Here is a 25630-nt window from a genome sequence, read left to right on the forward strand (position 1 = left end):
CCCACATTCGACCGTATTTCTTCAGGTTGGACGCGATCAAATGTGGGAGGCGGCGGTGCGACGATTCGACTTGCTCGCGAAGAGGCCATGTCAGGCGACTAATGTTCCAGGTCAATGCCGGCGCTTGAGGGTATCCGACGGCAGCTCGCCGAACTGCTTGCGGTAGCTGTCGGAGAAGCGTCCCAGGTGCAGGAAGCCGTAGTCCATCGCGACCTCGGTAACGTTGCGCACGTTGCAGGTCGGGTCGCTCAGGCACGCATTGATGCGTTCCAGGCGTTTCTGGCGGATGTAGTTTTTTGGCGTGGTGCATGCGTTGCGTTCGAACAGGCCATACAACGAGCGCAGGCTCATGCTGGCTTGGCGCGCCAGCTCTTCGCTGTCGATGTCCTGCTTGAGATTTTTGGCAATGTAGTCGGCAATCGCTTCGAACGTGGCAGCCTGGGAGCCGATTTCGAGGCGGCTGACGTTGGTCTTCATCAGGCTGAGCATCTTGCTGACGATGATTTGCGCGTAATGTTCCTGCACCCGTGGAATCTGCTCGGTTGCCTCGGCCTCCTGGCAAATCATCGCCAGCAGGTTGACGAAGCCTTCCAGCTCATTGAGCTGGTAACGGTTCTCGAGAAACCGCACGCCCTGCCCCGGATAGCGCCAGCGCTGCTCGTTGCAGACGGACTCGAACAGGGACGTGGGAACCTTGAGGATGAATTTTTCGCAATCGTCAGAGTAGGTCAAATCGACCGGATCGTCGGGATTGATCAGCAGCAACTCACCGGGGGCAAAGTAGTGCTCCTGGCCATGGCCACGCCACAGGCAATTGCCCTGCAACAACACTTGCAGGTGATAGATGGTTTCCAGCGCGCCCGAAGTGACGCGAACGCTGCCGCCGTAGCTGATACGGCACAGGTCCAGGCTGGCGAATTTGCAGTGATTGAGACTGGCCAGGGGGTGCCCGGCACGAGGCATCAGGATGCAATGATTACCGACATGCTGATTGACATAGCCTGACACCGCGTACGGGTCGGCATGGTCGAATATGGTGCTGCGCTGACTCAGCAGTTGCGCTTGCATCATCGGGTCACTCTCGTTGTTGTTATAGGGTGTATCTGATCATTCTAGGGCAGTACGTGCAACGGTGTATCGGTGGACTGACCTGTGGAGGCTTATGGCCTCTTCGCGAGCAAGCCCGCTGCCACATTCGACCGGATTCTGCCTGAAGAAACACGGTCGAATGTGGGAGCGGGCTTGCTCGCGAAAGCGGTGTGTCGTCAACACCGTTCGCGAGCCGTTCAGCAGGGATCAGTCCTCCAGCGCACGAACCCGCTCGTGGCGCTGCTGTTCTTCAGGCTGGGCGGTCGACTGCAGGGTGAAGTCGAATTCGATTTCCGCAAAGCGACCGCTGACACCGTATTGCGCTGCACGCTCCTGGTCATCGCTGAAGGTGATCTTGGCGATCAGCTCGTCACGGGTGGCGTAGGCGAAATCGTCGTGCAGGTATTTTTCGCCGTCCAGGTTGATCTGGGTAGTCAGGTGACGATGATCCGGTGCGGAGATGAAGAAGTGCACGTGCGCCGGACGCTGGCCGTGACGGCCCAGTTGATCGAGCAGTTGCTGGGTCGGACCGTCCGGTGGGCAGCCGTAGCCCGACGGCACGATGCTGCGGAAACGGTAGCGGCCTTCGGCGTCAGTGACGATGCGGCGACGCAGGTTGAATTCCGACTGGGAAGCATCGAAGTACGAGTAAGTGCCGCCAGTGTTGGCGTGCCACACATCAACAATGGCGCCAGCCAAAGGTTCGCCAGCGGTGTTGAACACCCGGCCTTGCATGAACAGGGTCACACCCGGATCGACGCCGTCATCCAGACGCGCTTCGCCTTGCGACAGCGGTGCACCGGCCACGTACAGCGGGCCTTCGATGGTGCGTGGTGTGCCACCGGATTTACCGGCCAGCTCGTCTTCGGCGTCCATCAGCAGGTCGAGGTAGTGCTCCAGGCCCAGGCCAGCCACCACCAGTCCAGCCTCCTGGCGCGCGCCCAGCACGTTGAGGTAGTTGACCGCTTTCCAGAACTCTTCCGGGGTCACGGCGAGGTCTTCGATGATGTTCACCGAATCGCGCAGGATGCGGTAGATCAGGGCTTTGGTCCGTGGATCGCCGGCATCGTTGTGCAGGCCGCTGGCCTCTTCGAGAAATTTCTGAACTTCGGCAGTGTGGGAAATCTTGACGTTCATTTTACAGGTTCCTCATCTTGTAATTATTGGCATGGCGAGCTGAACGGGCTGGGTTCAGCGGTCATCCTCGCGAATCGACGAAGGATGCCGGCACATCGCGGTGACTTCGATCGCCATGTACGGATACAGCGGCAGTTGCATGAGTAAATCGTGCAGTTCCTGGACGCTGTCGACATCGAACACGCTGTAGTTGGCGTAGAGCCCGGCGATGCGCCACAGGTGACGCCACTTGCCTTGGTCCTGCAGTCGCTGGGCCAGGGCTTTTTCGTCGGCCTTGAGCTGCGCGGCGCGTTCGGGGTTCATGTCGACCGGCAAATTCACGGTCATCTTTACGTGGAACAGCATAATGCTCTCCTCAGGCTTGATGAATGGTGGATGTTTTGTCGCGGCGGAAAAACGCCAGGCGTTCTTCGTCCAGGCTCAGGCCCAGACCCGGGGTCTTGGGCACATGCAACTCGAAATCGCGATAAACCAGCGGTTCGCTGAGAATGTCTTCGGTCAGCAGCAGCGGGCCGAACAGCTCGGTGTCCCACGCCAGTTTGTTCAGGGTGACAAAGGCTTGGGCCGAAGCCATGGTGCCAATTCCGCCTTCGAGCATGGTGCCGCCGTACAGGGCGATACCGGCCGCTTCGGCAATGGAAGCGGTGCGCAGCACGGCGCGCGGTCCGCCATTCTTGGCGATCTTCAGGGCAAACACCGAGGCCGCGCCTTCGCGGGCCAGGTTGAACGCGTCTTCCACGCACTCGATGGACTCGTCGGCCATGATCGGTGCCGGGCTCATGGCATTCAGGCGGGTCATGCCAGCGCGGTTGTTGCGCGAGATCGGCTGTTCGATCAGGTCGATGCCGTTGGTGCCGAGGATGCGACAGGCACGCAACGCGACGGCTTCGTCCCAGGCCTGATTGACGTCAACCCGTACGCTGGCGCGATCGCCGAGGGCTTTCTTGATCGCAATCACGTGGGCCAGGTCGCGATTGACCTCGCCAGCACCGATTTTCAGCTTGAAGATGCGGTGGCGGCGCAGGTCGAGCATTTTTTCCGCTTCGGCGATGTCCTTTTCGGTGTCGCCGCTGGCCAGGGTCCAGGCCACGGGCAGCGAGTCACGCACGCGGCCGCCCAGCAATTCGCTGACCGGCAAGCCAAGGCGCTTGCCCTGGGCGTCGAGCAGTGCGGTTTCGATACCGGACTTGGCGAAGGTATTGCCACGGATACTGCGCTCCAGGCGCAACATCGCGGCATTGACATTGCCGCTGTCCTGGCCGATCAACAGCGGGGCGAAATGCTTGTCGATGTTGGTCTTGATGCTGTCAGGGCTTTCATTGCCATAGGCCAGGCCACCGATGGTGGTGGCTTCGCCGATGCCTTCGATGCCATCGGCGCAGCGCACGCGAATGACCACCAGGGTCTGGTTCTGCATGGTGTGCATCGCCAGCTTGTGCGGGCGGATGGTCGGCAGATCGACGATGATCGTCTCGATCGATTCAATGGCTGTAGCAAGCATTTCGATACCCGTCAGGTTCTTGAAGTTCTGGGCCTGATTCTCATACGGCTTTTTCCGGGCGGCCAATATAGAATTGGTCTGGCTTGATACCCTGAAGGTATGCAAGCGCTCGACATCCGGAGGCTCCATGGAACTGCGTCACCTGCGTTACTTTCAGGTGTTGGCTCAAACCCTTAATTTCACCCGCGCCGCCGAACGCCTGCACATCGCCCAGCCGCCCTTGAGCCGGCAAATCCAGCAACTGGAAGATGAACTGGGGGTGATGCTGCTCGAGCGTGGCCGACCGCTGAAGCTCACCGATGCCGGGCGTTTTTTCCATGAGCATTCCACCGCCCTGCTCGACCAGTTGCACAAGGTCTGCGACAACACGCGGCGCATCGGCCTGGGGGAAAAGACCTGGCTGGGCATCGGCTTTGCGCCTTCGACGCTGTACGGCGTGTTGCCGCAACTGATTCGCCGCTTGCGCAGCGGTGAGCCGCTGGAACTGGAACTCGGGCTGTCGGAGATGACGACGCTGCAACAGGTACAGGCGCTCAAGGCCGGGCGCATCGACGTCGGTTTCGGGCGCATCCGCATCGACGACCCGGCCATCGTCCAGACCGTGCTCACCGAAGACCGCCTGGTGGCCGCCCTGCCCGCCGGTCACCCGCTGCTGGCCGGGCCCGTCAGCCTGCGCGACCTGGCCAAAGAGCCCTTCGTGCTGTACCCCGGCAACCCCCGCCCCAGCTATGCCGACCACGTGATCGCGCTATTCGAGTCCTATGGAGTGAGCATCCATATCGCGCAATGGACCAACGAGCTGCAGACGGCGATCGGGTTGGTGGGTGCCGGGATAGGAATCACGCTGGTGCCGGCCTCGGTGCAATTGCTGCACCGCGACGACATCGGTTTCACCCCGCTGCTGGAAGACAACGCCACCTCGCCGATCATTCTCAGTCGGCGGGTGGGCGACGTGTCACCGGGGTTGAACCATTGCTTGCGGATGATCGACGAGTTGCTGCCACAAACAATCAAGCCCCTGTAGGAGCTGCCGCAGGCTGCGATCTTTTGACTTTTTCAAGAGCAAGATCAAAAGATCGCAGCCTGCGGCAGCTCCTACAGAGGCTCGGGAGTGTTCAGCCGGCAAAGGCCCGGCGACCGGCGCTCATCTCGGTGCGCAATTCACCGATGAAGTCAGAGATGGCACGCACGCTGGTCAACTGCTCGGTCGACACACCGGCGATCAGCAGCTTGACTTGTCCGCTGGCGGGATCAAAGACCTCGATGCGCAGCAGCCCGCCGCGCTCCGTGCATTCGCAGGCCAGGGGCTCGAAACCGGACTCTACAATGTTGCAAAGGACTGAAATGGGTATCACGGCCGATGCCTCCGTGGCAGTTGAACGGGACGGACCCAATGAGAATAGATGCAATTGGCTAATTCCGCGCCAGTCGATACTGTTAACTGCCCCGCATTTTCGGCCTTTGCTCAATGGCTATTGTCTTTCCAGATCCAGTTCCAGATCCCGGGCAACTGCGCCGGCTGTGAACTGTCGCGCAACGTACGCGCCATGGCGGCCCGTTGCAGCGCGGCGGTATCGTCATAAAACGCTATTGGGGCAGTCCTGACCCCCGTCGCCCGGGCACTGTCGAGAAGGATCTGCAGGTATTCACGGGTATGCCGTGCGGTGTAGCGATTGAGGTCGTGGAACGTCACCACCACCGGAATCACTCCGTCTACCACCGGCAGCTCGCCCCGGGCAATGCGCTCGCGAACCTCGGACATCGAACGCAACATGTGCGCGCGGCGCCGGGGGCTGGCATTGAAGCCCCAGATCTTGCCGTCATTGGCGCTCAGGTCGGTCAGCAGCACATGCAGGCCATGCTGCTGGTAAGCGGCGAAGGTGCGTTTGTCGTAGCTCCAGAATGGCGGGCGCAGCAGGGTCGGCGGCGCACCGGTGATCGCGGCGATGTCGGCACACCCATCGGTGAGCGCCTGCTCCAGCGCTTGCGCGTTGAGCGAGCGATGATTGGTGTGCGAGGGCGTGGCCGTGTGGAAGGCCAGGATGTGCCCGGCATCGCGCTCGCGGTGCATGACCGCCCGCCCGATGTCACTGGCGCCAGCCCGCGAGGCACGGGTCTGCACGAAAAACACCGCCTTGATGCCGGGTTGCACGGGATTGATCGCCAGGCTGTCGAGCACGGTCTCGGTCGGGTTCCAGAAACTCGAGGCGCTCGGGCCATCGTCGAACGTCAGCAAAAAGCGGATCGGTGGTTGCGTGCGCAACGCCTGTTCGGTTTGCGCGGTCATTTCAATAGGTGCGGCGATACAGCCCAGCAGGCCGACTGCCATGGCTAACACCGATAGAACCTTGAACAACTGTTTCATGTTTTGCCTTGCACCAGACCGTGACCCGCGCAGCCGCGGGCCGAGGTTGGATAAGGTACACAGTGTTTGGTTCCGGCGCTCGCCAAGGCGGTGGTTCAGTTCGCCAGTGCCTGCTGGAACGAATGATCGATGATCGGTGCGGTGGCAAGCTCGGCCGGCAGTGCCTTGACCTTGAACAGGAAGTCAGCGGTGTGCTGCAGATCCCCGGCAGCCTGGGCGTCCACCGGGCCGACGGTCAGGTGGGCCTGGCGCAACCAGTGGCGGGACACGTTCTGGTCGAGATTGGCCTTCTTCGCCCACAGGTCAGCGTATTCGTCAGTGTGGTTATCGACCCAGGCCCGAGCCTTTTTCAGGCGCCCGAGAAAATCGGCGATGGCTTCACGCTTGCTGTCGATCGAAGGGGTAGACGCTGCGATGGCACTCAGGCCGGGCATCAGGTTCTTCGCGGTGAGGATGGGCCGCGCGCCGGAGAACAGGATCTGCTGGGAAATGTACGGTTCCCACACCGGGAAGGCGTCGATGCTGCCTTGGGGCAACGCGGCGGCCGCATCGATCGGCATCAGCTTGATGAAATCGACATAGTCCTGCGGCAGGTTCGCCTGTTCCAGCGCGCGCAAGGTCAGTTGCTGGCTCCACGCACCCGGCCAGTAGGCGACTTTCTTACCCTTGAGATCAGCGATGGTTTTCACCGGCGAGTCCTTGGGCACCAGCAAGGCGATGGTGTCCGGGTTCTGTCGCGATACCCCGATCAGCTTGACCGGCGCCTGTTTGGCGGCCAGGAACAGAAAGCCCGAATCGCCCAGGAAGCCCAGGTCCAATGCACCGGTACTCAAGGCTTCGGCTAGCGGCGCGGCAGCCTGGAAGTGTTTCCAGTCGACGGTATAGGGCGCCCCTTTCAACACGCCGGACGCTTCGACCGAAGCACGAATGTTGTAGTAGTTCTGATCGCCGACATGCAGGACGACAGGTTCGCTGGCGTAGGCCAGTGGCGCGGCAAACAGAGCGCTGGTCAACAGACCGCGCAGCAATCGGGACAGGTTCATCCGGAGGCTCCTTGAGGTTCATTTCTTTAGACCATAAAGGCCTTAATAAGAAATTTTAAATACCCTTTACGCATAAGCTCATGACCCGTTGCACACAGTGTTTGCGCAGCAACAGCGACTCGACAGAATGCCTTTTGCCGGACACCCGACCCAAGGTTCAAACCTCTATGCTGAACACACCAGCCGGAGGGTTTAATCGATGTGCGGACGCCTGTCGCAATACCGGGGCATTCACGACTTCGTGGCGGTGCTGAGCATTCCCGATGCCTTGATCAACCACGTTGGCGATCAGCCACTGGCTCGCTACAACGCTGCGCCCACCACCCAGCTGGCGCTGTTGCATCTTGAGAGCGATGGCTTGCACGCCGACTCGCAGCGCTGGGGCTGGCGGCCGCACTGGGCGAAGGATCGTGCGGCGCCGATCAATGCCCGGGTCGAGAAAGTCGCCCACGGCCCGTTCTTTCGAGCCATCTGGCCCCATCGCGCTATCTGCCCGGTCGACAACTGGTTCGAATGGGTGGATGCCGGGGACGGCACGCGGCAACCCTGGCTGATTCGCCGACGTGACCAAGGGCCGGTCTACTGTGCGGCAATCGGGCAATTCCCGATGGGCGGTGCAGCCCCCAGGGAAGACGACGGCTTTGTCATCATCACGGCCGATAGCGCCGGCGGCATGCTGGACGTTCATGATCGCCGTCCGGTGGTGTTCAGCCCGGAACTGGCCCGCGAATGGCTGGACCCGGCGACGCCCAGGGAGCGTGCCGAACAAATGGTGCTGCTACAGGGGGAAGGCAGTGATGCTTTTGAGTGGTACCGGGTCGACAAGGCCGTGGGCAATGTGAGGAATCAGGGGGCCGGGTTGATTGACGCATTGAACGCATGATCCCTCTAAAAACATGGCACTTTGATGCTCCTCACCGCTTGTCAGACATCGTCAGGGGCTTACATACATTTGCCAATGCTGCGGCTAGGATTCGCGCCATGTTGCCAGTGGCATACCAAGTTGACCAAAGAGTCAGCAACAAACGAATTCCATACATCAAGCCCTTGCAGAGAACTCAATTGCGCGACGATTTCACCAATGATCAAGTCGCGAGTCTGGCGTGCATTTATCTAACAAAGACAGAGCACTACCAACTCGACCATTTCATCGGGCAGTACATACAGACCCGTAACCTGCTTTCAATTCCCAATATCAAGCAAGTCCTGGGTTCAATCCTCGAACGCTATCCGGGTAAATCCCCGGTCATGGTCAACGAGTTGAATGCGTGGATCGACAGGAAGCTGGGTTATCGGGCCACTCATCCCGACTTCCCCGACCTGCCGCTGTAGGAGCGAGCATGCTCGCGATGGACTTAAGAACGCCGCGTTACACCAGCAAAAACGCGTTATCGTTGACGACCATCGCGAGCCTGCTCGCTCCTACAGTCAGGGTGTTCGCAAGAAGCTCAGAACTTGCGATCAGGCTCCGACAACTCTCTGCTGTCGTCATGCTTCCACGTCTGCTCTGAATGTTTTTGCTCTTCGATTTCTTCTTCCGTCGGTTCATCCATGTCGTCCTCGGGGTCCGGCTGTTTTTGCTCTATTGCCATGGTTTCACCTCTCTTCCTGAAGGGATCGGTCATCAACTTTAAGCGTAGAACAATTTGCCGTGCCCGGCTTACAGCCATGCACGCAGCAAAAAGAAAAAGCCCATGCTCAACAGCATGCTGAGCAAGGTGTTGCGGGTGTACAGCACCAGGCCGACGGCCACCAGCGAACTGATCAGGTAGGGATTGTCCCATTGCAGGTTCAGTTGTTTGTCCGGCATGAACACGATCGGACCGCAAATCGCCGTCAACATGCCGGGCACGGCGAACCCCAGGAACTGCCGGGCATTGCTGCTCAAACGCAGCGGCAGGCGCGGTTCCAGGAACACATAGCGGTTGAGAAACACCAGGACGCCCATGCCGATAATCACTGCCCAGACCATCATGTGCGCGCTCCCTGGAATTTGTTGCAGATAAAACCCGCGGTCATGCCGGCAAGTCCCGACAGCACCAGGGCCGAGCCCCATTGCCAATAGCTGAACAGCACCGAGCAGAACAGCGAGACCGCGACACAGACCACCGTCGGGACGTTGCGCACCACCGGGGTGATCAGGGCGATGAAGGTGGCAGCGATGGAAAAGTCCAGACCCAGGTGTTCCAGGCCCGGGATGCTGCTGCCCAGCACGATGCCTGCCAGGGTGAAGAGGTTCCAGGCCACGTAGAACGTCAAGCCGACACCCAAAGCGTACCAGCGATCGAACTGCTGTTTGTCGTGCTGGCTGGTCAGGGCGAACAGCTCATCGGTGAGCAAAAAGCCCAGCCCCGCTCGCCAGCGACCCGGCAATGGCGAGATCACCGAACGCATGCTCATCCCATAGAGCAGATGCTGGGAGGTCAGCAACAAGGTGGTCAGCAGGATCGAAAAGATCCCGGCCCCGCCCTTGAGCATGCCAATGGCCACCAACTGCGCGGCGCCGGCGAACACGATGCTCGACAAGCCCTGGCCTTGCAGGGGGGTGAGGTTGGCTTCGATGGCCATGGAGCCGGCCAGCAGGCCCCAAGGGGCTGTCGCCAGGGATAACGGCATGATCGCCACGGCGCCCCGCAAGAATGCGCTGCGCGGCAAGTGTGAATTGGACATAACGCTCTGCAACCAGGAAAAGACTTGAGACTGTGCCAGCAGTCGCAGGCGATGGCTTGAATAATCTTGCGCACTTTGGCCATTTACAGTCGGGCGCCGCATCTTTGCCGATGTTCGACATTGACAAACAACGCGCTGGCTTTTAAAACTGGGCACCTCATTCAGGGTGTAAGCAAAGATGTCCGCAACCTTCAATCTCGACACTTCCGTTATTGGCTTGACTGCCAAGGCGCAAGTTCGCGTTGCGCGCACCCTCAAATCGAAGAAACAGTCGCTCATGTGACCGGGGCGCGCTGTCCCGTCAGATGAGCTGACAGGACATTGAGCGCGACGGACCACCCTCCCCTTGCTTACTTCCTACTACGCTTCTGACGGTGACGAAATCGGTCGACCATCAGGAGAAAGTGCATGTCATCGTTTCAAGGTATCTGGGTTCCCCTCGTCACACCGTTCCACAATGGCGCCATCGATTTCGTCGGATTGCGCCGGCTGGTCAGCCATCTGCTCGAAGCAGGTGTCGACGGCCTCATCGTCTGTGGCACCACAGGCGAACCGGCAGCCATGGGCAAGCACGAGCAGCTGGCGGTGCTCGATGCGGTGCTGGAGCAAGTGCCGGCCCGGCAGGTCGTCATGGGTTTGGCCGGCAACAACCTGATCGAACTGCTGCACTTTCAGGAGGAAATTCTAAAGCGCCCGCTGGCCGGCCTGCTGGTGCCACCGCCCTATTACATCCGGCCCTCCCAGGCGGGGCTCGAAGCGTTTTTCCAGACGGTCGCCGACGCTTCCAGCGTGCCGTTGATCCTGTACGACATCCCCTACCGCACCGGCGTAGCCTTCGACCAGTCGACCTTGCTGAATATCGTCGCCCATGAGCGCATCGTCGCGATCAAGGACTGCGGTGGCAACCTGGGCAACACCCTGGCCTTGCTGGCCAGCGGCAAGGTCGATGTGCTGTGCGGTGAAGACAACCAGATCTTCAATGCCCTGTGCCTGGGTGCCAAAGGTGCGATTGCCGCGTCGGCCCATGTTCATCCGCACCTTTTCGTGGCGTTGTACCGACAGATTCGCGACAACCAGCTGGCGGCCGGTCGAGCAACATTCTTCCAGCTTCTGCCACTGATCCAGAGCCTCTTCATCGAGCCCAACCCGGCACCGGTAAAAACCGCGCTGGCTCTGCAAGGCTTGATCACTGATGAGTTGCGTGCACCGATGCAACGCAGCAGCGATGCCATGGTCGGGCGCTTGAAGGAGGTGCTCGGCGTGCTGGGCAGCGACAATCGATAGAGTGCCAGGCACCCGCGCGAGTACGATGGAGCGATTCGACTGACGCGCCAGGGGGGCGACATGCTCTACCGAATCGCTGCCGAGGGGCTGATGCTGTTGCACCTGGCATTCATTGTGTTCGTAGTGTTCGGCGGGCTGCTGGTTCTCAAATGGCCCCACTTGATCCTGTGGCACCTGCCCGCCGCAGTCTGGGGCGTGGCAGTGGAGGTGTTCCACTTGCCTTGCCCACTGACGCACTGGGAAAACCTGATGCGCCAGGCCGCCGGGCAAGGTGGTTACGGCGCCGGCTTCATCGAACATTACGTGTGGCCGGTCATTTACCCGGCGGGGCTGACACCGGCCATCCAGCTGGGATTGGGCAGCCTGGTACTGGTGCTGAACGCTGCGGTCTATCTTCGATTGATCTGGCTCAGGAAACGGCGGCGGCAATTGTAACCGTCAAACACGAGGGTTCGGCCAATGCTGTCGACTGAAGACCTGGCGCTGCTGCAAGCGATTCGCGAAACCGGCAGCCTGTCGCGGGCCGCGGCCTATCTTGGCAAGGCGCCTTCTACGGTGTCCTATGCCGCGCGGCAACTGGAAGAACGCTTCGATGCCCTGCTGTTCGATCGCCGGCGCTACCGCCTGCAACTCACTCCGGCCGGAGAATTGCTGGTCAATGAAGCGGCGCGACTGATGCAAGACGTCTCGCGCCTGACCCAACGGGTGCAGCAAGTGGCCAATGGTTGGGAAAGTCGTTTGTGGATCGTCACCGATGAACTGTTGGAATTCGAAACCCTGCTCCCGGTGATCCACGAGTTCGATGCGCTGGGCTCTGGCGTACCGCTGCGCATCACCCAGGAAGTGCTGCGGGGTGTCTGGGAGGCCCTGCGTGAAGGCCGCGCGGACCTGGTCATCGGCGCCACCAACGAGCCACCGGCCATCGCGTCATTGCGCTGGATGCAACTGGGGGAAATGCAGTGGGTGTTCGCCGTCTCGTCCAGGCATCCGCTGGCCAAGGCCCGCGAACCGATCACCCGCGCCATGGTGGCGCAGCACCGGGCGATTGTCGTGGCGGATTCGTCCCGGGCCAGCGAAGGCAGTACCTACGGGGTCTCCGGTGGCCAATCGGTGCTGGCGGTGCCGACCATGCGCGCAAAAATCCTCGCCCAATGCGACGGTCTCGGCGTGGGCTGGCTGCCCAGGCATCGCGTCACCTCGTTACTGGACAATGGCTCGCTGGTGGAAAAACAGATGGCCGATCCGCGCGAGCCGAACATTCTGTATGCCGGCTGGCGCGGCGATCACGACGGGCGGGCGCTGGGCTGGTGGCTGGAAAAGCTCAAGCAACCGCACCTGTGCACCCGGCTGGTACAAGGCAGCGACCGGTTTGCCTGAGCCTCAGTTGGCTATCACGCTCATGTTGCGCCCGCTGGCCTTGGCCACGTACAGCGCTTTGTCGGCCGCCCCGATCAACTCACTGGTCTGGGCCTCCGATGCCGGATCATACCCGCACACACCCACGCTGACCGTCACCTTGCCATCAGGGCTTTCAGTGTGCGGCAGGCCGGCGGCCTGGACCGCGTGGCGGATTTTTTCCGCCAGCAAAAATGCTCCGACGTAGTCCGTTCCCGGTAGCACCACGGCAAACTCCTCACCACCAAAGCGCGCAGCCAGATCGCCGGGGCGCCTGATGTGCTCGGTAATCAGCACAGCGATCTTGCGCAGGCACTCATCACCGGCCAGGTGGCCGTAGCGATCGTTAAATGGCTTGAAGTGATCGACATCGATCATCAACAGGGCCAGCCCCGTCATGTTGTGCCGGGCGCGGCCCATTTCCGCCTGGATGAACAGATCGAACTGGCGCCGGTTGGCCAGGCCCGTGAGCGCGTCTTCCAGCGCCAGCAACTCAAGGTTGCGATTGAGTTCGAGCAGCCGCTCCTGAGTGCCGAGCAACTCGCCCTGGATGCGGTCCTGCTTCTTCATCAACTTGATCAGGCGATAGCCGAGCACCCCCAGCACCCCGAGCAACAGCGCGACGATACCCGCACTGAGCCAGGACTCCTGGCGCCAGCCCGCCAGCACTTCCTCCTTGTTGAGCGCGGCAAAGACGATCAACGGATAACCTTCGACACGGCGATAGCCCACCACCCGCTCCACGCCATCCAGCATGGACCGGACGGTAGCCGTCCCCGAACTGCCCTGTGGCAGCAGCCGGGTGAACAATGGGCTTTTGGCCAGGCTGGTGCCGATGTCAGCCTCGTGAAACGGCCGGCGCACGATAATGCTGGCATCGTCGGCGATCAGGTTGATCACACCGTTGCGGCCCATGTCGATGCCATCGTAAAGCTGCAGGAAATGGCTGAGGTAAAGGGTGGCCAGCGCCACGCCGGCGAAACGGCCATCCGGGTGATTGATCCGGCGCGACACCGTCATGATCCATTCGCCGCTGGAGCGGCTCCTGATCGAAGGGCCGATGTGCGGTCCGCGGTCAGGATGATCGCGGTGATAGATGAAGTACTCGCGGTCGGAATTGTTGGCAACCCCCACCTCGGCGCCGTTGGAGTTGGCAATCCATTTGCCGGTTTCGTCATAGACGAACAGCCCATGCACCTGGCTCAACTCACGGCGCTGTGCGCCGAGCAAGCGTTGCAGGCGATTGAGCCGACCCGGCTCCATACCGTCGTTCTCCAGGCGGTCGACCAGGGTGAACAGCAGCGTGTCAGCTTGCTTGATCGCCGCCTGGGCCTGCGAGGCCAGGGTCTGCGCAAGGTTGGACATCGCCACTTCCTTGTCATGCAGATGGTACTGGCGCGAGCTCCAGGTTTCCCAGATCACGATCACCGCCATCGACAGGCAGACTGCAATCAAAAGGGTGACGGCAGAGCGCGTCTTGAGCCGGGCGACACCCTGCCGGTTTTGTTCCACAGGATCGTGAATGGACGGCTGCCCCATGACGTTCGCTCCTTGAATCGAATGAAAAGGCCCTTGCTGCTCCATGGGCCTATCGCACTGTGCGCCTCAGCGCGTCCAGCCAGGCCGGGTCCAGCCGCGTCTGCCGGATATCGATGCCCAGCGCTTGCATCCGCGCCTGATGTTGCTCCATTTCCCGGTGTAGTTGCGCATCATCGCTGGAGTTACCGTCCAGTTGGTGCATCTGGCTCAATCCCAGGTGATAGAAGCGCAACAGCTTCATGGCGTCCGGATCCCCCGATTCCACGGCCGCCTTGAGGTGGTGCATAACGTTGGTGATGCTCATCAGGCTGCGCTTGAGTTGCCAGCTGTAGACCGCCGGCGCCATCCATTGCTGGTGCCAGAACAGCTTGCGCATCAACGCGGCCATGACCAATACCGCGGCAAACACTCCGCCGATATTGAAGCGTAGATTGTCCCCACCCGGCTCGCCGAACAACGTCACCGCCGCGGTGGACAGGGCCATCGCCAGCGCGAGAAAGATCAGCGCGATCATCAGCGTGCTGCGCCGCGTCCGTTGCCGATAGTCGTCGGCGTTCATCGGCTGGATTTCGAACATGACGTCGGGATTCCTTGGCTTCAATGGCAAAAAATAGGTCGCTGGGCAAAAAGACCGCGGGCCATTATCGCCTCTGCGACGGATTTAGCTATGCTGGGGCTCCTTTTCATCTATACATCATCAAAAGGAGGACATGGCGAGACCGCGCCGTTCGTGCCATCTTCTTTCATGGATACTCTCTATTCGGATGCCATTCGTTGTTTGCGCGTGAATGACATCGTTTTAAGGATCATTGAATGACCCAACGACAAGTAATCAATGCTTCGGTCAGCCCGAAAGGCAGCCTGGAAACACTCTCCCAACGGGAAGTCCAGCAACTGAGCGAAGCTGGATCCGGCAGCACCTACGACATCTTCCGCCAGTGCGCCCTGGCCATCCTCAACACCGGCGCCCACGTCGATAACGCCAAGACCATCCTCGAAGCCTACAAGGACTTCGAAATCCGCATCCACCAGCAAGACCGTGGCGTACGCCTGGAACTGCTGAACGCCCCGGCCGACGCCTTCGTCGACGGCGAAATGATTGCCAGCACCCGTGAAATGCTGTTCAGCGCCCTGCGCGACATCGTCTACACCGAGAATGAACTCGACAGCCAACGCATCGACCTGAGCACCTCCCAGGGTATCAGCGACTATGTGTTCCACCTGCTGCGCAACGCCCGCACGCTGCGCCCGGGCGTGGAGCCGAAGATCGTGGTGTGCTGGGGCGGTCACTCGATCAATACCGAAGAATACAAATACACCAAGAAAGTCGGCCACGAACTGGGCTTGCGCAGCCTGGACGTGTGCACCGGTTGCGGCCCCGGCGTGATGAAAGGCCCGATGAAAGGCGCCACCATCGCCCATGCCAAACAGCGCATCCACGGCGGGCGCTACCTGGGCTTGACCGAGCCGGGAATCATCGCCGCCGAAGCGCCGAACCCGATTGTCAACGAACTGGTAATCCTGCCGGACATCGAGAAGCGCCTGGAAGCCTTCGTCCGCGTTGGCCACGGCATCATCATCTTCCCGGGTGGCGCCGGTACCGCCGAAGAGTTCCTGTACCTGCTGGGCATTTTGATGCACCCGGACAACGCAGGCCTGCCCTTCCCGGTCGTCCTCACGGGTCCGAAACATGCGGCGCCCTACCTGGAACAGCTTGACGCGTTCGTCGGCGCCACCCTGGGCGCAGATGCCAAGAAGCACTACGAGATCATCATCGACGACCCGGCAGAAGTCGCCCGGCAGATGACCCAGGGCCTCAAGGCGGTCAAGCAGTTCCGTCGCGAACGCAACGACGCGTTCCATTTCAACTGGCTGCTGAAGATCGACGAAGGCTTCCAGCGCCCGTTCGACCCGACTCATGAAAACATGGCCAACCTCAAGCTCAGCCGTGACCTGCCACCCCACGAACTGGCCGCCAACCTGCGCCGTGCGTTCTCCGGCATCGTCGCCGGCAACGTCAAGGACAAGGGCATCCGCCTGATCGAAAAACACGGGCCATACCAGATCCGTGGCGATGCGGCCGTCATGCAGCCCCTGGATCAACTGCTCAAGGCCTTCGTCGCCCAGCACCGGATGAAGCTGCCGGGTGGTGCGGCGTATGTGCCGTGTTATCGAGTGGTTGCGTAAGCAAGTTAATGTAAATTGTTAAGTGCGAGCCGAAGCCAATGCTTCGGCTTGTTGCTTTCTGGGAGAGGTGAGTCGGATCGCACTAGCGGCGCCTCTACCAATGTTGATCCATGCCGCGTCAAAGCCTGTGGGAGATGTTGTCTGACTACATATCCGTTGCGGCGGTAACGGCCACTTATAGTTTCGCTCTTACAGCGAGTCCCTTTTTCAAACGCCGGAGTGCCGGCCCAGCAAAAAGGAACCAAAAGGCTTTGCCCCACCACTCGGTGCCTCGCTAGCGCTCGGCATGCCCTCTCTCCGGCCATCGTGGTTAACGGGGCACCCAGATCAAAAACAAAAGCGAGGCGGCCTGACAGCCGACCTGACTATTGCAGATACCCCAATCTCCTGTGGGAGCGGGCTTGCTCGCGAAGGACGTCAACGATAACGCGCCCTGTCTGGATGATCGCGTTGTCTGGACGTCCTTCGCGAGCAAGCCCGCTCCCACAATGGGATTGCGGACAGTCCTGCAATCAGGTCGGCTGTCAGGCCGCCTCGCTTTGCTTTTGCTCTGCTTTGGCTTTTGATTTTCTTGCCCCATCGAGAGGCTTCGTTCCGGTTCTGCGTAGTGGGCAACCCGGCATGGATGCCGGGTTAGCCGCGCACGACCATGGATGGTCGATCGCGGCGGGCCCACGGAGCAGGACCGGAGCGAGGCACCGAACGCCAGGGGCAAGAGCGTTTGGTTACTTTGCGCCGGGCGGCGTTCCGCTCTTCAAAGTGACTCGCTGTAAGAGCGAAACCATAGGTGGCCGTTACCGCTGGAATGGATATGTACACCTGAAAGAGAATTGGTTGACTGTAAGGGCGCCTTCGCCGGCAAGCCTGGCTCCTACAGTAAATCAGTAGATCAGTAGATCGGGTACATCCGAGAGCTATGAGGCCGCCATCGCTGGCAAGCCAGCGCCTACAAAATGTATCGTTGCAAAAAAAGAGGATCGATCGATGGACCACGTCAACCACATCCTGATCGTCGACGACGATCGCGAGATTCGCGAACTGGTTGGTAACTACCTGAAGAAAAACGGCCTGCGCACCACCGTGGTTGCCGACGGCCGGCACATGCGCAGCTTCCTCGAAGCCAACCAGGTCGACCTGATCGTGCTCGACATCATGTTGCCCGGCGACGATGGCCTGGTCCTGTGCCGCGAACTTCGCGCGGGCAAGCACAAAGCCACGCCGATCCTGATGCTCACCGCTCGCAACGATGAAACCGACCGTATCCTCGGCCTGGAAATGGGCGCTGACGACTACCTGACCAAACCCTTCTCCGCCCGCGAACTGCTGGCGCGGATCAACGCCGTATTGCGCCGTACCCGCATGCTGCCCCCCAATCTGCTGATCAGCGAAAGCGGTCGGATGCTCGGTTTTGGCCGCTGGCGCCTGGACACCACCGCCCGTCATCTGCTCGACGAAGACGGCACCCTGGTGGCCCTCAGTGGCGCCGAATACCGCCTGCTGCGGGTGTTCCTCGATCACCCGCAACGGGTGCTGAGTCGCGACCAGTTGCTCAACCTGACCCAGGGCCGCGACGCCGATCTGTTCGACCGCTCGATTGATTTGCTGGTCAGCCGCCTGCGCCAACGACTCAAGGACGACTCACGGGAATCGACCTACATCAAGACCGTGCGCAGCGAGGGGTACGTGTTCTCCTACCCGGTGGAAATGCTCGATGCACAGGCCTGAATAGATCAACACCCTCGATAACGACTATGCGCAAGGGTGTTTTTTCATCGCGACGCTCCAGCACTACAGTGGCCACATCTTCTCCCCACGCTCTGGAGCAACATCATGAAAAGCCTCATCGGTCTCGGCTTCGCCCTTTCGGTGCTTGGCGCCACTAGCGCCATCGCCGCCCCACACGCCACTACCCCATTGGTTGCTGCGGCGAAAGTCAGCCAACCGGCGACACTCAACGTGAACACCGTCAGCGCCGACCAGAAAGACAAACTCTACGTCGCGGAAAACCGCCCTGAGTTCGGTTCAAAGTATCAGCGCTATTGATCAACAGCCTTGGTCTGCCTGAAACAACAAACCTGTGGCGAGGGGATTTATCCCCTCGCCACAAATGCGGTATTTGTTCATTTGTGTAACGTTCCGACTGTTGCCAATCGCGCGGCCAGTGCCTTGGCCTGGCTTGCCACATCCGTCACCGCAGTGCTTTCCCACCACATCCCGCGCAACGGCGGGCCCATGGCAAACAGACGGCTCGCAGCCTGACCGTCGGCATCCAGTACCGCACCGTCGACCTCGGCTGCAATGCCCAGCGCCAGGTGTCCCGGGCGAATCAGCCCGCGCGCCAGCAATTGCCGGGGCAATGGTCGCGCCACCCGTCGCCAGTCATATTCGATGCCGCTGGAGTTGATCAACGCCGCGCCACTGACGACAACGGTTTGCGTTTCACCTCGGCGGCGAATTCGAATACTCACCTCATTGCCCGAAGAAGGCTCCAGCCCTTTGAACGACGCTGCCTGAATCTGCAACCGCCCTTCCTTGTGCAGGCGTTCCACCAGTTCGGCGCTCAACGGTGGTGAGCGGTGATGATGGCTTTCCCACCACGGCCGTACATGGCGCACGAATTGCCGACGCTGCAGGTCGGTGGCCTGACTCCACAGACGCCCGATGTGCGCCCGCACCGTGTCCAGCGGTGCCTGCCAGTCAATGCCCTGGGCGATGGCATCGCGGCAATGCCGGCGTAATTCACGCACCAGCTGTCGGGGCGTGCGAATGCTCTGATCCTCGGCCAGGAAATCCACCCAGGCCGGTGGTTGGCGCCGCACATGGGGCAACAGGCCGTGACGGGAAAATACGTTGATCGGCCCGCGATGCCCAGCCTGTTCCAGCGACACCACGGCATCGACCATGGTCAGCCCCGAGCCGATGATCAGCACCGTCGATTGCGGATCGAGCTGGCGCATCGCAGCAACATCCCACGGGTCAAGCGCCGCCGCGTTCAAACCGCTGGACTGCGTCTGCGGCGTGCGCGCGGCCGGGAACATCCCCGTGGCGAGCACGGCAAAGGAACCCTGCAGTCGCTGGCCGTCGCTCAAGCTCAAGCGCACCGACTGCGCATCGGTTTGCAAATCCACCACCTCGGCGCGCACATGCTCGACCGTCGAGCCGTTCAGCGCCCCCACCGCTTGCGCCTCGGCCAGGCGTTGCTGCACGTACAGACCGAAAATCCCCCGGGGCGGGAACAACTCGCTGATCGGTACATGCTGCTCATCCGACTCCGGCCAGCCGCCGGCCGCAATGTAGTCGGTCAACCATTGGGTCAGGTCATCGGCGTTGTCCGGATCGACACTCATGCGCGCCGCGTTGCCGTTAAGCGTATGCCCCAGCTCCACGGCGCTGTAGGCCTCGCCGCGCCCGAGCTCGGCGCGCGGTTCGATCACCAGCACCTGGCGTTTGCCCGGCAGGCGTAACAGTTGCGCCGCCAACATCGTGCCGCTGAGGCCGCCGCCGATAATCAGGATGTCCGCGTGACGGACGACGTCGCTCGCCTGTCCGTTTTGGGTTTCACTCATGCCGTTCTCACTGCTCAGTGTTTACCTAGATAGAAGTCATGCAGATCGCCCCGGGCCAGCAGCTCGCTGGCGCTGCCGGACAACACCACCCGGCCGGTGTCGAGGACATAGGCCGTGGAAGCGTACTTGAGCGCCACATTAATATTTTGCTCGGCAATCAGGAAGCTCACCTGTGCCTCGCGGTTGAGCTGGGCGACGATCTCGAAAATTTCCTGGACGATGATAGGCGCCAAACCCATGGAAGGTTCGTCGAGCAGTACCAAAGTAGGACGTGTCATCAATGCGCGGCCGATGGCGACCATCTGCTGTTCGCCACCGGACGTGAGGCCGGCCTGGGTCTTGCGCTTGGTCTTCAGGCGCGGAAACCAGGCGTAGATGCGCTCCAGGTCCCGGGCCATGTCCTGGCGACTCAAGCCGCGGACAAATCCACCACTGCGCAAGTTGTCCTCCACCGTCAATTGCGCGAAGACGTGCCGGCCCTCCAGTACGTGGACCATCCCTTCGCGCATCCGCAGGCTCGGATCGACGCCTGCGGTATCGCGCCCCAGGAACTCGATGCTGCCACGACTGACCTCGGCCCGCTCGGCCCGCACCAGCCCGGAAATCGCCTTGAGCGTGGTGCTTTTACCCGCACCGTTGGCCCCGAGCAACGCGACGATGCCGCCCTTGGGCACCGTCAGCGAGACGCCGGCCACGGCCAGGATCGCGCCGTCGTAGATCACTTCGATGTCATTCACCCGCAACAGATCGTTGACGGCAATGTCGCTGGCGGCATGGCTCATGGCTTATTCCTCTGCAGTGCAGGTGCGTGGCGTCAGGCCTTTTTCCTTGGCGAACGCGGCGGATTTCTCGTCGATCAACGGCCGCAACAACGCGCGGTCGGCGGCGATCCAGTCACTGATCAGCGTCCAGTTGGCGCCGTCCCACTGCTGCACCCGCGCCGAACCGCCGCCCTCGTGATCCTTGCAAGACAGCTTGAGGTTTTGCATCAGGCCCAAGTAACCCATGTCCTTGAGCCGCTCATCGTCGATATTCAGATGTTCCAGGCCCCAACGCCCTTCCTCACCGTTGAGCGGGCGCTTCCCGAATTTGCCCTGGGCGGTGCGGATCGCTTCCACGGCGACGGCGGCATTCACCAGCCCGGAGTTGTAGTAGACGCTGCCGAAATTCTTCAGGTCCTTGAGGTCGCTCTTGCCCTTGTCGAGGATGTATTGCTTGAGGCGCTTGTGGATCTCGAAGTCAGTGCCGGCCGGGTACGGCGTCAGCGCCAGGTAGCCTTTGGCGGCAGCGCCAGCGGGCAGCACGTCTTCGCTGGAGCTGGCCCAGATGTCGCCGACGATGTGGTCCACCGGGAAGCCGAAACGCGCAGCGGTCTTGACCGCCACCGGGGTCGACACGCCCCAGGTGCGCAGGAACACCCAGTCCGGGTTGAGCTGACGGATCTGCCGCCATTGCGCCGATTGCTCATTGCCCGGATCGGCCACCGGAATCTGGATGTTCTCGAACCCGTACTTCTCGGCCAACAGCTTGAGCGGCCCCAGGGTTTCGCGACCGTATGCGGAGTCGTGGTAGACCGTGGCGATTTTCTTGCCCTTGAGTTTGTCGAAGCCACCCTCTCGCTGGGCGATGTAGTTGATCAGGCTGGAGGCTTCGCTGTAGAAGGTCAGCATCACCGGGAAGTTGTACGGGAACACCGTGCCGTCGGTGGCTTCGGTGCGGCCATAACCCAGGGTGATCAGCGGAATCCTGTCGACTTCCGCCCGTTCACTCAGGGCATAGGCCGCCGGCGCGCCGTTAGGTTGATAGACCGCCACGGGCGCGCCATCCAGGCCATTCTTGAAGCGCTCGTAACACTCGATGCCCTTCTCCGCCGTCCACTCGGTTTCGCATTCCTGCCAAACCAGTTTCACCCCATTGATCCCGCCTTCGACCTCGTTGATGTAGTTGAGGTAATCGATCATCCCGGCCCACACCTGTACGCCGCTGGAGGCGTAGGCGCCGACCCGGTAAGTGGCCAACGGAAAGAACTGCTGGTCCGCCGAGGCCTGGGCCATCGGTACTGCACTGCCGAAAACCGCCAGCGCCAAAGCGGCGCCGAGCAGGGAGCGTTTCAAGGATGCGCGCATGTTGTTTCTCTAGTAGTGGGAAGGATTCAGAAGCGCAGCGGCCAGTGGCCCAGCCGTTCACGAAGATTGCCCAGCAGGCGGATCAAGCCTTCCGGTTCCTTGATCAGGAACAGGATGATCAGCACGCCGAAGATGATTTTTTGCAGGTTTTGCAGCTGCCCGGCATCCACCGCGCCACCGAGCAAGGCTTGGCCGAGGTGGCTGAGCAGGATTGGCAACAGGCTGATGAATGCCGCGCCGATGAAGTTGCCGGCGATGCTGCCCATGCCACCGATAATGATGATGAACAGGATCTGGAATGATCGATTGATATCGAAACTGCTGGCACTGGCGGTGCCCAGGTAGGCAAAGGCCCACAAGGCGCCGGCGATGCCCAGGTAAAACGAGCTGACGGCAAATGCCAGGAGCTTGTAGCGCGCCACGGGAATACCGATGACGGCAGCGGCGGTGTCCATGTCGCGGATCGCCATCCAGTGGCGGCCGATCTGGCTTTTCACCAGGTTCACCGCGACCCAGGTCAGCAGCAGCACAGTGGTCAGGGTCAGCCAATAGCGGCCCAGCGGCGTGTTCAGGTCATGGCCGAACAGCGCCAGTTTCGGTGCGGTAATGGTGCCGGACGAGCCGTAGTTGTAGAACCAGGGGAATTTGACGAACAGCCACTCCAGGAAAAACTGCGCCGCCAGGGTGGTGACCATCAGGTAAAAGCCCTTGATCCGCGAACTCGGCAGCCCGAAGAAAAAACCCACCACCGCACTGATCAAACCGCCACCCAGCAACGCCACTGGCAGACCCAGTTCAGGCAAGCGCAACAGAAAACCGTACGTGGCAAACGCCCCGACCGCCATGAACCCGGCCGCACCCACCGAGGTTTGCCCGGTGTAGCCAGTCAGCAGGTTCAGGCCAAGTCCGGCCAGGGACAGCACCAGGAATGGAATCAGAATGGCGTTCAACCAATAGTCGTTGCCGGTCAGTGGAACGACGACAAACGCGATCAGCAACAAGCCGACCAGACCGAACGGCACGCGGCGCCGGACCAACACCGCCGGTGCGGTTTCACGGGTAAGGGAAATCGACATGGGTTCAGACTCGCTCGATGGCGCGCTCGCCGAACAGGCCGGCGGGACGGATGTAGAGGAAGGCCAGGGCCAGGACATAAGCAAACCACGGCGTGATGCCGCCACCGATCAGCGGGCCGATGTAGACCTCGGCGAGGTTCTCCGCCGCCCCGACGATCAGCCCGCCGACGATCGCCCCGCCAATCGAGGTGAAACCGCCGATGATCAACACCGGCAACGCCTTGAGCACCACCAGCGACAGGGAAAACTGCACCCCTTGTCGCGCCCCCCAGAGCAACCCGGCCACGAGTCCGACCACCCCGGCCACGGCCCAGACGATCTGCCAGATGCGGTTGAGGTTGATGCCGATGGACAGCGCGGCGGTGGTGTCGTCCGCCACCGCCCGCAACGAGATGCCGATGCGGGTCTTGTTGAACAGCAGTGCCAGCACCGTCACCAGCACGATGGCCGCAGCGGCGGCGATCAGGTCGAACTGACTGACCATCATCGCGCCGATGAACAGCGGCACGTCGTCGATGCCCAGGTCCAGCGCCCGGACCTGCGAGCCCATCAGGCCTTGCGCCAGGCCTTCGATGATGAAGGACAGGCCGAGGGTGGCCATGAACAGGGTGATCTGCGAGCGATTGACCAAGGGTCGCAGCACCAGCCGCTCGATCAACAGCGCGCCAACGATCATTACCAGCACTGTCAACAGCAGTGCCAGCGCAAACGGCACACCCTGATCGTGCAGGCTGACGAAGGTCAGCGCGGCGAACAACAGCATTGCGCCCTGGGCGAAATTGAACACACCGCTGGCCTTGTAGATCAGCACGAAGCCGATGGCGACCAGCGAATACAGGGTTCCGGCGAGCAAGCCGCCGAGCAGGGTTTCGAAGAAGAACGTCATCAGTGCACCACTCCCAGATACGCCGCGATCACCTCGGGGTTGGCCTGCACCTGGGCAGGCGTGCCATCGCCGACCTTGCGCCCGTAGTCGAGTACCACCACATGGTCGGACAGGCCCATCACCACGCTCATGTCGTGTTCGATCAACACCACCGTGGTGCCAAGGTCACGGTTGATGTAAGCGATGAACCGGGCCATATCCTGTTTTTCCTCGGCGTTCATCCCGGCCATTGGCTCGTCGAGCAGCAACAGGCTCGGGCCGGCGATCAGGGCGCGGCCCAGCTCGACGCGCTTTTGCAGGCCATAGGCGAGATTGCCCACCGGCACATCGCGTTGGGCTTGCAGTTCGAGGAATTCGAGGATGCCTTGGGCCTGCTGGCGAAACTGTTCGGCTTCAAGCCGGGCTCGCGGCAAACCCAATGCCTGCTCGATGAAGCTGCTGCGCAGATGCCGCGACAGGCCGGTCAGCAGGTTGTCGATCACGCTCATTTTCTTGAATAGCGCGTTGTTCTGGAACGTGCGGCCGATGCCCCGGCGCGCAGCGCTCAAGGGATCGATGCGCTTGAAAGACTGCTGCTCGAACACGATCGAACCGGCATCGAATCGGTACACGCCGTTGAGCACATTGAGCAACGAACTCTTGCCCGCCCCGTTGGGGCCGATCAACGCGCAGATCTCGCCACGGCGCACATCGAACGACAGGTCGTTGATCGCCTTGACGCCTTTGAAGGACAGGGAAATACCGCTGACTTGCAGGATGGAATCGGTCGAGATCATGCGATGTTCCGTTTGAATTCGGCGAGCCAGGCAGGCGTGGGTTGCGCTTGCGCGGTGCGCGTGGCTTGCCAGATGAAGTGCAGGTTGTGAAAGCCCAGCAGGCGGCGCACGCGGCTCTTGATCAGGCGTTGCAGGGGCTTTTGCGGCTGGGCAATGGCCCAGTCGCACAGGCGGCGGCGCCAGGTGCCCGGTGACGCGAGCCGTCTATCGATTTCCGCGGCGAGCGCTTGCAGGCGCTCGGCGGAAAGCAGCAGGCCCGCAGGCGCCACCTCGCGGCGATCACGACTGGCACTGCCGGGGCTTTCCGGGAAGGCCAGGGTTTGCCCGACACCGAGCCATTGTTTGAACAATACCGCCAGGCCGTCCTGCCACTCGGTACCCTCCTCGCTCCATAACTGCTCGGCGTTCAAACCGAGGCGAAGCCGTTGCGGATGCTCTGTCGGGCCCAGCAGCTCGGCGAAGTCGAGCAACGACTGGCCCTGGTTGAGCCAGAGTTGCCGCGCCTGCCGGCCCTGCACGAAGGCGTGGCCAGGGTTGCTGCGCCACAGGACGTGGTGCAAGGCGGGGGCGTCGAGGTTGTCGGCGATGGCCAGCACCTCGCCGCCGATGTGCTGAGCCGCCAGGGCCAGCAGCAACAGGTTCGGCTCGAAGGCGCCACTGACGGCCAGCCGCGAACCCTCATCGAATCCTTGCTGGCGCAAACCATCGGCCAGGCGCTCGACATCGCGCAAGACATCTATCCAGCGCCAGGCAAACCATTGCCCGTGACGCTTGTGGCGCAATGCCGGCTGTAACGGGCGGACTTGCGCCCAATGGCGCAATTGCTCCAGCGCCTTGGGCGCGCTGACCTGCCATTCCTTGATGTCCGCAACCGGCGGACGCTTGAGTTCGTGCACGCTCATGGGTTGACCTCTATGTCATGGGCAAAAGCGTGCGGTGGTCCGCTGGGCTGTGATCTATGCAACGACCGCGATCCCATGTGGGAGCGGG

Annotated in this window: 28 protein-coding genes; 9 read left to right on the forward strand and 19 right to left on the reverse strand. The window is 61.3% G+C overall.

The annotated features are described in order from the left end of the window. Nucleotides 1-111 precede the first annotated feature (111 nt). The 4 genes from QLG10_RS09685 to QLG10_RS09700 all read right to left on the reverse strand — a co-directional run bounded on the left by QLG10_RS09685 (nucleotide 112) and on the right by QLG10_RS09700 (nucleotide 3727). The gene (locus QLG10_RS09685; protein WP_110750747.1) at nucleotides 112-1071 is read right to left on the reverse strand and encodes an AraC family transcriptional regulator; all 960 of its coding nucleotides are present in this window, start codon (nucleotides 1069-1071) and stop codon (nucleotides 112-114) included. A 225-nt stretch (nucleotides 1072-1296) separates the two neighbouring features. Then, nucleotides 1297-2226, reverse strand: coding sequence for a catechol 1,2-dioxygenase (gene catA / locus QLG10_RS09690; protein ID WP_033041573.1), 930 nt, complete (start codon nucleotides 2224-2226; stop codon nucleotides 1297-1299). Nucleotides 2227-2280: 54 nt separating this feature from the next. After that, nucleotides 2281-2571: a muconolactone Delta-isomerase gene (catC, locus tag QLG10_RS09695; RefSeq protein ID WP_008029082.1), complete on the reverse strand. Its 291-nt coding sequence runs from the start codon at nucleotides 2569-2571 to the stop codon at nucleotides 2281-2283. Between the two features lie 10 nt (nucleotides 2572-2581). Further along, on the reverse strand, nucleotides 2582-3727 hold the full coding sequence (locus QLG10_RS09700; RefSeq protein ID WP_188264900.1) for a muconate cycloisomerase family protein: 1146 nt from the start codon (nucleotides 3725-3727) through the stop codon (nucleotides 2582-2584). Nucleotides 3728-3854: 127 nt separating this feature from the next. Between QLG10_RS09700 and QLG10_RS09705 the strand changes: the two genes are divergently transcribed. Next, entirely contained in the window at nucleotides 3855-4751 is an 897-nt protein-coding gene (locus tag QLG10_RS09705; RefSeq protein WP_110750870.1) for a LysR family transcriptional regulator, read from the forward strand. 91 nt (nucleotides 4752-4842) lie between these two features. Here the strand turns inward: QLG10_RS09705 and QLG10_RS09710 are convergent, their stop codons facing one another. The 3 genes from QLG10_RS09710 to QLG10_RS09720 all read right to left on the reverse strand — a co-directional run bounded on the left by QLG10_RS09710 (nucleotide 4843) and on the right by QLG10_RS09720 (nucleotide 7135). Then, nucleotides 4843-5082, reverse strand: a complete 240-nt coding sequence (locus QLG10_RS09710) for a DUF1652 domain-containing protein (RefSeq protein WP_282487170.1) — start codon at nucleotides 5080-5082, stop codon at nucleotides 4843-4845. Between the two features lie 110 nt (nucleotides 5083-5192). Beyond that, on the reverse strand, nucleotides 5193-6092 hold the full coding sequence (locus tag QLG10_RS09715) for a polysaccharide deacetylase family protein (RefSeq protein ID WP_282487172.1): 900 nt from the start codon (nucleotides 6090-6092) through the stop codon (nucleotides 5193-5195). A gap of 95 nt (nucleotides 6093-6187) precedes the next feature. Continuing rightward, the gene (locus QLG10_RS09720; RefSeq protein WP_110750755.1) at nucleotides 6188-7135 is read right to left on the reverse strand and encodes an ABC transporter substrate-binding protein; all 948 of its coding nucleotides are present in this window, start codon (nucleotides 7133-7135) and stop codon (nucleotides 6188-6190) included. 199 nt (nucleotides 7136-7334) lie between these two features. Between QLG10_RS09720 and QLG10_RS09725 the strand changes: the two genes are divergently transcribed. After that, nucleotides 7335-8018 carry an SOS response-associated peptidase family protein gene (locus QLG10_RS09725; RefSeq protein WP_282487175.1) on the forward strand — a complete coding sequence of 228 codons (684 nt, stop codon included), beginning with the start codon at nucleotides 7335-7337 and terminating at the stop codon, nucleotides 8016-8018. Between the two features lie 179 nt (nucleotides 8019-8197). Continuing rightward, nucleotides 8198-8467 carry a hypothetical protein gene (locus QLG10_RS09730; protein WP_282487266.1) on the forward strand — a complete coding sequence of 90 codons (270 nt, stop codon included), beginning with the start codon at nucleotides 8198-8200 and terminating at the stop codon, nucleotides 8465-8467. Nucleotides 8468-8583: 116 nt separating this feature from the next. Here the strand turns inward: QLG10_RS09730 and QLG10_RS09735 are convergent, their stop codons facing one another. The 3 genes from QLG10_RS09735 to QLG10_RS09745 all read right to left on the reverse strand — a co-directional run bounded on the left by QLG10_RS09735 (nucleotide 8584) and on the right by QLG10_RS09745 (nucleotide 9805). Continuing rightward, nucleotides 8584-8727 carry a hypothetical protein gene (locus tag QLG10_RS09735; RefSeq protein WP_177411630.1) on the reverse strand — a complete coding sequence of 48 codons (144 nt, stop codon included), beginning with the start codon at nucleotides 8725-8727 and terminating at the stop codon, nucleotides 8584-8586. A 68-nt stretch (nucleotides 8728-8795) separates the two neighbouring features. Continuing rightward, on the reverse strand, nucleotides 8796-9107 hold the full coding sequence (locus QLG10_RS09740; RefSeq protein ID WP_177411632.1) for an AzlD domain-containing protein: 312 nt from the start codon (nucleotides 9105-9107) through the stop codon (nucleotides 8796-8798). Beyond that, nucleotides 9107-9805 (reverse strand): AzlC family ABC transporter permease, encoded by a 699-nt coding sequence (locus QLG10_RS09745; RefSeq protein ID WP_020801067.1) that lies wholly within the window; start codon nucleotides 9803-9805, stop codon nucleotides 9107-9109. The genes QLG10_RS09740 and QLG10_RS09745 overlap by 1 nt, the downstream gene beginning before the upstream one ends. 408 nt (nucleotides 9806-10213) lie before the next feature. Between QLG10_RS09745 and dapA the strand changes: the two genes are divergently transcribed. The 3 genes from dapA to QLG10_RS09760 are packed head-to-tail and all read left to right on the forward strand — an operon-like array spanning nucleotide 10214 to nucleotide 12466. Beyond that, on the forward strand, nucleotides 10214-11089 hold the full coding sequence (dapA, locus tag QLG10_RS09750; protein ID WP_282487179.1) for a 4-hydroxy-tetrahydrodipicolinate synthase: 876 nt from the start codon (nucleotides 10214-10216) through the stop codon (nucleotides 11087-11089). A 60-nt stretch (nucleotides 11090-11149) separates the two neighbouring features. Continuing rightward, a complete protein-coding gene (locus tag QLG10_RS09755; protein ID WP_282487181.1) occupies nucleotides 11150-11524 on the forward strand; it encodes a DUF2784 domain-containing protein in 375 nt (124 codons plus the stop codon). 24 nt (nucleotides 11525-11548) lie between these two features. Next, nucleotides 11549-12466, forward strand: a complete 918-nt coding sequence (locus tag QLG10_RS09760; RefSeq protein ID WP_282487183.1) for a LysR family transcriptional regulator — start codon at nucleotides 11549-11551, stop codon at nucleotides 12464-12466. A gap of 3 nt (nucleotides 12467-12469) precedes the next feature. On the opposite strand, the gene QLG10_RS09765 is transcribed toward QLG10_RS09760, so the two are convergent. Beyond that, nucleotides 12470-14023 carry a sensor domain-containing diguanylate cyclase gene (locus tag QLG10_RS09765; RefSeq protein ID WP_110750765.1) on the reverse strand — a complete coding sequence of 518 codons (1554 nt, stop codon included), beginning with the start codon at nucleotides 14021-14023 and terminating at the stop codon, nucleotides 12470-12472. Between the two features lie 49 nt (nucleotides 14024-14072). After that, nucleotides 14073-14600: a DUF3087 domain-containing protein gene (locus QLG10_RS09770; RefSeq protein ID WP_282487186.1), complete on the reverse strand. Its 528-nt coding sequence runs from the start codon at nucleotides 14598-14600 to the stop codon at nucleotides 14073-14075. A 236-nt stretch (nucleotides 14601-14836) separates the two neighbouring features. On the opposite strand from QLG10_RS09770, the gene ppnN reads away from it, so the two are divergent. The 3 genes from ppnN (at nucleotide 14837) to QLG10_RS09785 (ending at nucleotide 18253) form a co-directional block, all read left to right on the forward strand. Next, nucleotides 14837-16210, forward strand: coding sequence for a nucleotide 5'-monophosphate nucleosidase PpnN (gene ppnN / locus QLG10_RS09775; RefSeq protein ID WP_020801060.1), 1374 nt, complete (start codon nucleotides 14837-14839; stop codon nucleotides 16208-16210). Between the two features lie 984 nt (nucleotides 16211-17194). Then, nucleotides 17195-17935, forward strand: a complete 741-nt coding sequence (locus tag QLG10_RS09780) for a response regulator (protein WP_110750769.1) — start codon at nucleotides 17195-17197, stop codon at nucleotides 17933-17935. A 105-nt stretch (nucleotides 17936-18040) separates the two neighbouring features. Then, on the forward strand, nucleotides 18041-18253 hold the full coding sequence (locus QLG10_RS09785) for a hypothetical protein (RefSeq protein WP_020800966.1): 213 nt from the start codon (nucleotides 18041-18043) through the stop codon (nucleotides 18251-18253). A 77-nt stretch (nucleotides 18254-18330) separates the two neighbouring features. On the opposite strand, the gene QLG10_RS09790 is transcribed toward QLG10_RS09785, so the two are convergent. From QLG10_RS09790 to QLG10_RS09820, 7 genes are read right to left on the reverse strand one after another with little or no spacing between them, the layout of a single operon-like run. Then, nucleotides 18331-19776 carry an FAD/NAD(P)-binding protein gene (locus tag QLG10_RS09790; protein ID WP_248678608.1) on the reverse strand — a complete coding sequence of 482 codons (1446 nt, stop codon included), beginning with the start codon at nucleotides 19774-19776 and terminating at the stop codon, nucleotides 18331-18333. 14 nt (nucleotides 19777-19790) lie between these two features. Continuing rightward, nucleotides 19791-20558 carry an ABC transporter ATP-binding protein gene (locus tag QLG10_RS09795; RefSeq protein WP_282487192.1) on the reverse strand — a complete coding sequence of 256 codons (768 nt, stop codon included), beginning with the start codon at nucleotides 20556-20558 and terminating at the stop codon, nucleotides 19791-19793. Nucleotides 20559-20561: 3 nt separating this feature from the next. Then, on the reverse strand, nucleotides 20562-21902 hold the full coding sequence (locus QLG10_RS09800) for an ABC transporter substrate-binding protein (RefSeq protein WP_110750776.1): 1341 nt from the start codon (nucleotides 21900-21902) through the stop codon (nucleotides 20562-20564). A 26-nt stretch (nucleotides 21903-21928) separates the two neighbouring features. Further along, nucleotides 21929-22978 (reverse strand): branched-chain amino acid ABC transporter permease, encoded by a 1050-nt coding sequence (locus QLG10_RS09805; protein WP_282487195.1) that lies wholly within the window; start codon nucleotides 22976-22978, stop codon nucleotides 21929-21931. Between the two features lie 4 nt (nucleotides 22979-22982). Beyond that, nucleotides 22983-23864 (reverse strand): branched-chain amino acid ABC transporter permease, encoded by an 882-nt coding sequence (locus QLG10_RS09810; protein WP_110750780.1) that lies wholly within the window; start codon nucleotides 23862-23864, stop codon nucleotides 22983-22985. Next, complete coding sequence (locus tag QLG10_RS09815; protein ID WP_020800960.1) at nucleotides 23864-24640, reverse strand: ABC transporter ATP-binding protein; 777 nt, start codon at nucleotides 24638-24640, stop codon at nucleotides 23864-23866. The genes QLG10_RS09810 and QLG10_RS09815 overlap by 1 nt, the downstream gene beginning before the upstream one ends. Next, the gene (locus QLG10_RS09820) at nucleotides 24637-25542 is read right to left on the reverse strand and encodes an AMP-binding protein (protein WP_282487200.1); all 906 of its coding nucleotides are present in this window, start codon (nucleotides 25540-25542) and stop codon (nucleotides 24637-24639) included. The genes QLG10_RS09815 and QLG10_RS09820 overlap by 4 nt, the downstream gene beginning before the upstream one ends. Between the last annotated feature and the right edge of the window lie 88 nt (nucleotides 25543-25630).

The sequence above is a fragment of the Pseudomonas sp. V98_8 genome (genome assembly GCF_029967975.1).
Classification (GTDB): domain Bacteria; phylum Pseudomonadota; class Gammaproteobacteria; order Pseudomonadales; family Pseudomonadaceae; genus Aquipseudomonas; species Aquipseudomonas umsongensis.